General features: G+C 65.0%; 11 protein-coding genes. 3 read left to right on the top strand and 8 right to left on the bottom strand.

Features of this window, described 5'->3' with window-relative positions; all coding sequences use genetic code 11:
- Nucleotides 1-104: 104 nt before the first annotated feature.
- From A5752_RS04840 to A5752_RS04805, 8 genes are all read right to left on the bottom strand, one after another.
- Complete coding sequence (locus tag A5752_RS04840) at nt 105-524, bottom strand: hypothetical protein (protein WP_067082833.1); 420 nt, start codon at nt 522-524, stop codon at nt 105-107.
- Nucleotides 521-847, bottom strand: a complete 327-nt coding sequence (locus tag A5752_RS04835) for a hypothetical protein (RefSeq protein ID WP_067082830.1) — start codon at nt 845-847, stop codon at nt 521-523. The genes A5752_RS04840 and A5752_RS04835 overlap by 4 nt, the downstream gene beginning before the upstream one ends.
- The gene (locus A5752_RS04830; RefSeq protein ID WP_067082828.1) at nt 844-1,236 is read right to left on the bottom strand and encodes a hypothetical protein; all 393 of its coding nucleotides are present in this window, start codon (nt 1,234-1,236) and stop codon (nt 844-846) included. Before A5752_RS04830 ends, A5752_RS04835 begins: the two co-directional genes overlap by 4 nt.
- Entirely contained in the window at nt 1,233-2,570 is a 1,338-nt protein-coding gene (locus tag A5752_RS04825; RefSeq protein ID WP_067082825.1) for a DUF3631 domain-containing protein, read from the bottom strand. The genes A5752_RS04830 and A5752_RS04825 overlap by 4 nt, the downstream gene beginning before the upstream one ends.
- Complete coding sequence (locus A5752_RS04820) at nt 2,567-2,902, bottom strand: DUF2742 domain-containing protein (protein ID WP_197500542.1); 336 nt, start codon at nt 2,900-2,902, stop codon at nt 2,567-2,569. Before A5752_RS04820 ends, A5752_RS04825 begins: the two co-directional genes overlap by 4 nt.
- A complete protein-coding gene (locus A5752_RS04815; RefSeq protein ID WP_067082822.1) occupies nt 2,899-3,150 on the bottom strand; it encodes a hypothetical protein in 252 nt (83 codons plus the stop codon). The genes A5752_RS04820 and A5752_RS04815 overlap by 4 nt, the downstream gene beginning before the upstream one ends.
- Before the next feature lie 100 nt (nt 3,151-3,250).
- Nucleotides 3,251-3,646 carry a hypothetical protein gene (locus A5752_RS04810; RefSeq protein ID WP_067082820.1) on the bottom strand — a complete coding sequence of 132 codons (396 nt, stop codon included), beginning with the start codon at nt 3,644-3,646 and terminating at the stop codon, nt 3,251-3,253.
- Nucleotides 3,643-4,548 carry a tyrosine-type recombinase/integrase gene (locus A5752_RS04805; protein WP_082963750.1) on the bottom strand — a complete coding sequence of 302 codons (906 nt, stop codon included), beginning with the start codon at nt 4,546-4,548 and terminating at the stop codon, nt 3,643-3,645. Before A5752_RS04805 ends, A5752_RS04810 begins: the two co-directional genes overlap by 4 nt.
- 136 nt (nt 4,549-4,684) lie before the next feature.
- Between A5752_RS04805 and efp the strand changes: the two genes are divergently transcribed.
- The 3 genes from efp to A5752_RS04790 are packed head-to-tail and all read left to right on the top strand — an operon-like array spanning nt 4,685 to nt 6,272.
- Nucleotides 4,685-5,248 carry an elongation factor P gene (efp, locus tag A5752_RS04800; protein ID WP_067082817.1) on the top strand — a complete coding sequence of 188 codons (564 nt, stop codon included), beginning with the start codon at nt 4,685-4,687 and terminating at the stop codon, nt 5,246-5,248.
- Entirely contained in the window at nt 5,241-5,720 is a 480-nt protein-coding gene (nusB, locus tag A5752_RS04795) for a transcription antitermination factor NusB (RefSeq protein WP_067082814.1), read from the top strand. The genes efp and nusB overlap by 8 nt, the downstream gene beginning before the upstream one ends.
- A gap of 3 nt (nt 5,721-5,723) precedes the next feature.
- The gene (locus A5752_RS04790; RefSeq protein ID WP_067082812.1) at nt 5,724-6,272 is read left to right on the top strand and encodes a hypothetical protein; all 549 of its coding nucleotides are present in this window, start codon (nt 5,724-5,726) and stop codon (nt 6,270-6,272) included.
- Nucleotides 6,273-6,403: the final 131 nt, after the last annotated feature.

Below are 6,403 nucleotides of genomic sequence, written 5' to 3'. Positions count from 1 at the left end.
ACTCGTGGCCGCCGTGGCCGGCGGTTCTGTGGCGAGCATCCTGGGCGGCATCGCGGCCGGTGTCGGCGACGGCGGTGACTGTGTGGTGTCGGTGTTCGTTTCGGTCATGGCGTTGTTACCTCCTGGGTTTCTAGTTGGGGCCAGCGTCGGCGGCGGACCCCGTATGTGGGAAATGAGACAGCGGTGAACAATTCGTCGGGCAGTTCGTAACCGAGGTGTGCCAGCAGCGCGCGTTCCGTCGCGGTGGCCGGTCGCGGGCGGGTGCGCGGCGGGTGCATCCCTGCCTGGGTGAGCACTGTGCGGGCGCGTGTCATCACTCTGGACAGTTCGGCGGGGTCGTTGGTGCCCCAGGTGCCCGAAGCGCTGTAAGTACCGCAGCGCCACCGTTCAGCGTCGGCGGCGGCGGTCGAGTCCTCTTGCCGTTGCAGATCATCCGGCAGGTACTCGAATACCAGGATGCCTCTCGGGTCGGTGCCTTCGACGGCGCGCTCCAACTGCGGGCCAACACCCGGAATCGCGGTCATGTCAGGTCTCCGAACTCGATAACGTCATCGCGGGCGGCCTTGAGGTCGGCGGAGACGCGGGCGGTCGTCAGCGCCTGCCCCTGGGCACCGGTAGCGGTCTGCGTGAAGTGCTCCATGAGTGCCAGAAACATCTGCGGCCATGTCTTGTCTCGGTAGCAGTCGGCTGCGAACCGCAGAAACGTGTCGCCGCAGGTGGGGTCGCGGCGCACGTAGCGGTCGAGCAGATCCAGCACCAGGGCGCGCTGCGCCGGGGATGGCTCCCATGGCTCTAGCGGGTCGGTGTCCCATTCGGGCAAATCGTCCGGCCCTGGCTGTTCGGTCATTCGGATGTTCCTTTCGTCGTCGTCTTGCGTGCACGTTGGTTCTGGCGGTGCCAGCCGCATGGTTCGCCGGGATGAGCGACCGTGATCCGGCACGGCCGTCCCGCCTTGGTGGGGTGGCCACATTGGTGCCCGCGTTGGCGGCGGCGAGCGGCTGCGACGCGGCGCGCGTATTCGATGGGCAGCGGCCCGGTCTGCTCATGTGCGATACCGGCGCAGGTCGGGTCGTACCGCGCCGCATCGTCGCCGATGCTGCCGCGCTGCGCGAGCACGAGGTGCTGGCCGTCTGGCCCGATAGCGACGGCCGCGAGATAGTTCTCGCTGCCCACGTCGCAGAGGCACACGGCGGAGGCGACGACGTTGGTGTAACTGGTTGTCGGGTCGGTGCTCATTGGTCGTACCCCGCCATCAGCTTGTCGCGACACTGCTTGCATTTGCCGGAACGCTGCGACTGGGACGATTCGAGCGTGTTGCCGCACGCGCACCTGTCGTCGTCGTTCCCAAAGTCCAACACCTGCCCATCAGTTGGAGAACCGTCCTGCGTGCCCTCAGAATCCGCGAGGTCCGCGAGGTCCGCGCGGTCCTCATCGCCCTTATCGCCCTTATCGCGCTTTTCCGGAGGTACGTAGCGGAGCCACGGGTCCCAGAAATCCTCGCGGCGGTACCCCTTCCGCGACCCGAGAGCCGTCCAGACATCTTGTGACTTGATGTCGTAGTCACCGAGGATCTGAGCTAGCTTCCGCGGCTTGAGACCTTCGCCATACAGGTCGCCCCACGGGGCTTCATCAAGGTCGGCCAACGTCTTGATGATGTCGGCGGTTGGCATCACCGCCGCATCTGTAGGCCATATCCTTTTCAGATCGGACAGCAATCGGACGCCGAGGCTGACTGCGGACTCCGGCTTCTCAGAAATGAATGTGGAGCACGCCTTTCGTGCACGCGCTGGCCATTCGCCACCGGCGAGGTCGGCCACCATGATCAGCGGTTCCCACACATCGGCGTCTCGGTCCTCAACTCCGCCGGGGAGCGCAGGATATGGCAGGTCGCCGGGAAAGTTGGCGGCCCACGCGGCCATCCGTGCTTGAAGCTTCTCCCCGACAGGCCGATGCAGCCGATCCCGGAAAGGCTCAAGTGTTTCGCCGCCGCGCCGTGGCTTCATGCGGATGATCACCGACCTCGACATCAGGGTGTCGGGCAAATTCCCCAGTCCCGCCATAGCGACTGGGGTGAACACACGGAAGTCCTGCACTACGTCACGGTTCTTCCCGCCCACGCGTTGCACCACTGCGCCGACGCGGTAACCGTTGTTGATCACGCGCCGCATATCTTCGGAACCCTCGGACTGCTTTTTGCCGATAAAGATGGCGTCAACCTCGTCGAGCAATATGGTGGGCTGACGGTCCTCGACGATGCGAAAGAACGCTGCCATGGAAATGTCCAGCGCCATAAGCGGGTTCGCGCACAACACGTCGAGCACTTCCAGAACCCGAGTCTTCCCTGACCCCGGTTCCGGAGACAGACACGCGAGTCGGGGCGTGGTCTCCAACCGGTCAATGAAGTGTGTATGCGCGGCCCACAGGGCTGTTGCCACATAGCAGTGCTCTCCGGGCAGGACGGAGAAGCGGCGGATAAACGATTCCGCATCCCGGAGCAGTTGTGCGCCGTGGGGTTCGTCTTCGGCGTACCACTCAAGCATCTCGTCGGAGCGGTCGATGTCCTCGGTCATGCGCTCACCCGCTTTAGCCACGGAAGCTGCGTATAGAACTCGTTGCGGTCCCGCGTTTTCCGTGCGATGACTGTCCAGTCGGCGGCCGCCGCGACATCGCGGGACGCCGCGCACTGATGCTCCTGCGCGGTTTCCATCCGGAGGGCGTGGTGCTGGGCGGCGTCGAGTAGGGCGGCCCATTTACGCGGGTCGTCGTCGTCGAGGTTGCACCATTCGGGTGTTCCGGCCATCGGCCACGAACCGGCCGACTCCAACAGCGGCGCGACGTAGGTGTGAACCGACCACCAGGACACCTGCCTCGACGACCCGTGCTGCGCGTCGCGACCGGTCACGCGGCTCCGCCTTGTGCGGACTTGCGGGCGCGGCGGACTTGCGCCGACTTGAGCGCCATCCGCGTGAAGTGGGCGCGGCGCAGCGACTCGGCGCGCTGCGGGTCGCCGCCAGCATCGGCAAGGAACTTGTCGTCCTGCGCCTGGCGCGCTTTCGCGGTTCGCGCCGAGCGATCCTCGGTCTTGGCCCATGATTCGTGGGCGGCGAGTTTGGCTCGCAGGATACGTTCGGTTGGTGTCAATTCGGGCATGCGGTGCCGTCCCCCTTCGGGGTTCGGCTCGCGGCCCATACAAGGCGAGCGTCTAGCGTCGTGCGCTCATGACCGAGCACACTGTAACAAAAACGGTGTGCTAGTGGGGAGCGGCGCGCCCAATCCCGAGAGCGATGACCTGCGTGCCGCCATCGTTGTACGAGACGGTGAATCGTTCGGTACCCGTACTGATTTGGGCGGCGAAGTACGCGCCCTGGATCGTGTAGCGGCCCGTTCGCCCCGTGATGGCGAATTCCTGTTGGGGATCATCTGTCAGCGGGTCGACGGCAGGCTTGTTGGACGCATCTCGGTACCTGACGACCGGCCCGTGATTAGTTTCCATCACTTCGGCCAGCAGTGTCCCGGTTTTCTTCTCGTACAGCGCCGCGAGGCGGAAGCGCTTGCGACTCTTGCTACCTGCGAGCATCGCGCTGATCTGGACATCGATGCTGCGCCGGTGCTGGTCGAACACCGCACGACTCATCGCGACGCTCACAAATCCCCCAAGCCAAGCCCGCGAGCTTCCGCAGCGGCACGCTCAGCGGCTGACGCACCGGTGTACCGGTCAATCATCGACCGGGACGACCAGCCTGCAACACTCATCAAACCTTGTTCGCTGCCGCCTGCACGCAGCCAGCGCGTCGCGTAGGTGTTGCGCAACAAGTGAAGGCGAAATCCGCCAACACCTGCCTGCTCTGCGCGGTCCCGTAGTGTGTCGTTCAGGCCGAAGTAGCCCAGCGGCCCACGCACGCCGAGCCACAACTCATCCCGTTTGGCGTGCTGGTGGCTACGGCGCAAGCGAATGTAGCGGTCCAATGCTGCTGCGGCCTGCGCGCCGAACGGCACGACCCGCCCCTTCGCGCCCTTGCCCTTACACACAGTCGCCAGGCCCCGCTGCAAGTCCACATCGTCGACTGTCAGCCCCACTGTCTCGCTGGCACGCAAGCCGGTCTCGGCCATCAGCCGGACGAGCGCCTCATCGCGGCGGTCTCGGAAACTCTTGCCCTTGCACGCGGCCAGTAAGGCCCGCAACTGGTCATCGGTCAACGCTTCGACAACCTTGGTCGGAATCTTGGGTGGCTGAATACCTGCCAGCGGATCGGCGTCAATCTCGCCGTCGTCGACAAGCCACCGGGCGAATGCCCGCAACGCAGCCAGCCGCAACCGAACCGTATTGGCCTCTAAGCCTGCGTCGATTTGCGCCGCCAAATAGGTCTGGACCGTGGCGCGGGTAAGCTCCACCGGGTGTTTAGCCGATTCCAGCCACTCCACGTACAAGCGCACGCCGCGCATGTAGCTGGTGATCGTGGCTGGGGATTTGTTGGCCGCTTTCAGCGCCAATTCCCACGAACTCATCAGCGAGCGCAAATCGAGCACTGCTGGCAAACGTTTCGCCATGTCCGTTATCTTGGCATACAGCGTTGTTCTACTGCGATTATCTCGGGCAACACGCCGAAAGCGCATGTCAGCGACATTCATACAGCAACACAGTTCCCCAAGGAACTGGCCATCCTCTGACAGGAGTACTACCAACGTGGCAACGACCGCCGACTTCAAGAATGGGCTCGTCCTGGTGATCGACGGCCAGCTGTGGCAGATCACCGACTTCCAGCACGTCAAACCCGGCAAGGGGCCGGCCTTCGTGCGCACCAAGCTCAAGAACGTGGTGTCCGGCAAGACCGTCGACAAGACCTACAACGCCGGGGTGAAGGTCGAGACCGCCACGGTCGACCGCCGCGACGCGACCTACCTCTACCGCGACGGTTCGGACTTCGTGTTCATGGACTCCGAGGACTACGAACAGCACCCGCTGCCCGAGTCGCTCGTCGGCCGCGCCGCCGACTTCCTGCTCGAGAGCATGCCGGTGCAGATCGCCTTCCACGACGGCAACCCGCTGTACCTCGAGTTGCCGGTGACCGTCGAACTCGAGGTGACCCACACCGAGCCGGGCCTGCAGGGCGACCGCTCCAGTGCGGGCACCAAACCGGCGACAGTGGAGACCGGGGCCGAGATCCAGGTGCCGCTGTTCATCAACACCGGCGACAAGCTCAAGATCGATTCGCGCGACGGAAGCTACCTGGGCCGGGTGAATGCCTGACCGGAAAGGCGATCGGGGCAGGCACCAAGCCCGCAAGCGCGCCGTCGACCTGCTCTTCGAAGCCGAGGCGCGCGGCCTGACCTCAGCGGAGGTGGCCGAGGCGCGCAATGCGTTGGCGGAGAAGCAGTCCGACGTATCGCCGTTGAACCCGTACACACTGACGGTGGCCCGCGGCGTGACCGAGCACGCGGCGCACATCGACGATCTGATCGCCGCACACCTGCAGGGCTGGACGCTCGAACGGTTGCCCGCGGTCGATCGCGCCATCCTCCGGGTGGCGGTGTGGGAACTGCTGCACGCCGAAGATGTGCCCGAGCCGGTGGCCGTCGACGAGGCCGTCGAACTCGCCAAGCAGTTGTCCACCGATGACTCACCGGGTTTCGTCAACGGCGTGCTGGGACAGGTCATGCTCGTGACGCCACAGATCCGGGCCGCCGCACAGGCCGTGCGAGGTGACAGGAGCGGGGGATAGCCGATGCCCACACCGCAGGACTGGGCGCCGTACTCGAGCGTCGAGGAAGCGGCGAGGGTGTATCTGCGCGACCCCGAACTCGCGCTCGACCAACTGCGGTCGGTGGTGGACCTGCCCACGATCCGGTCGTTCATCATGTCGCGCGGCTACACCGACGAGCCGTGGGGTGACGAGGACCAGGCCCTGTGGCAGGAGATCGTGCTCACCGACGGGCACCGGCTGATCATGTGGCGCGCCGACGACGAGATGTCCTCGAGCGATCGGGACCGTCGCGTACTCAACGCCTCGGTGCGCACCATCCTGTTGTCGACGATCACCGATCACGTGCTGACCGCCGAATACGAGGTCCTCGACGACGACACCCGGCGCCTGTCCGAGGTCAGGCTGCGGATGTACACCCAACTGATCACGCGTTCACGGCAGAGGTCGGCCACCGAATCCGACATCTACTGCGAGTCGTTCCGCTATTACAAGTCCGTGGACAACGGCGGGTTGGCTCAGATGCAACGGCTGTTGCAGTTCGGTCGGGTGCTCTCGCGCTGCATGCAATAGCGCGTCACTTCTGTTCACCGCGATTGTTATTCGCGCCCCGTGGCCGCGGTGGCGCATACGCGTCATCCGCCGGACTTTCGCCTGGTAGCCGCCTGACGCGGGCGGCGCATTGAACGCTGCTGCTCCGCGGC

The organism is Mycobacterium sp. 852002-51961_SCH5331710, assembly GCF_001665535.1.
Lineage (GTDB): Bacteria > Actinomycetota > Actinomycetes > Mycobacteriales > Mycobacteriaceae > Mycobacterium.
Note: the sequence above shows the minus strand (reverse complement) of the source record. Positions and strands in the feature narration are given on the sequence as shown.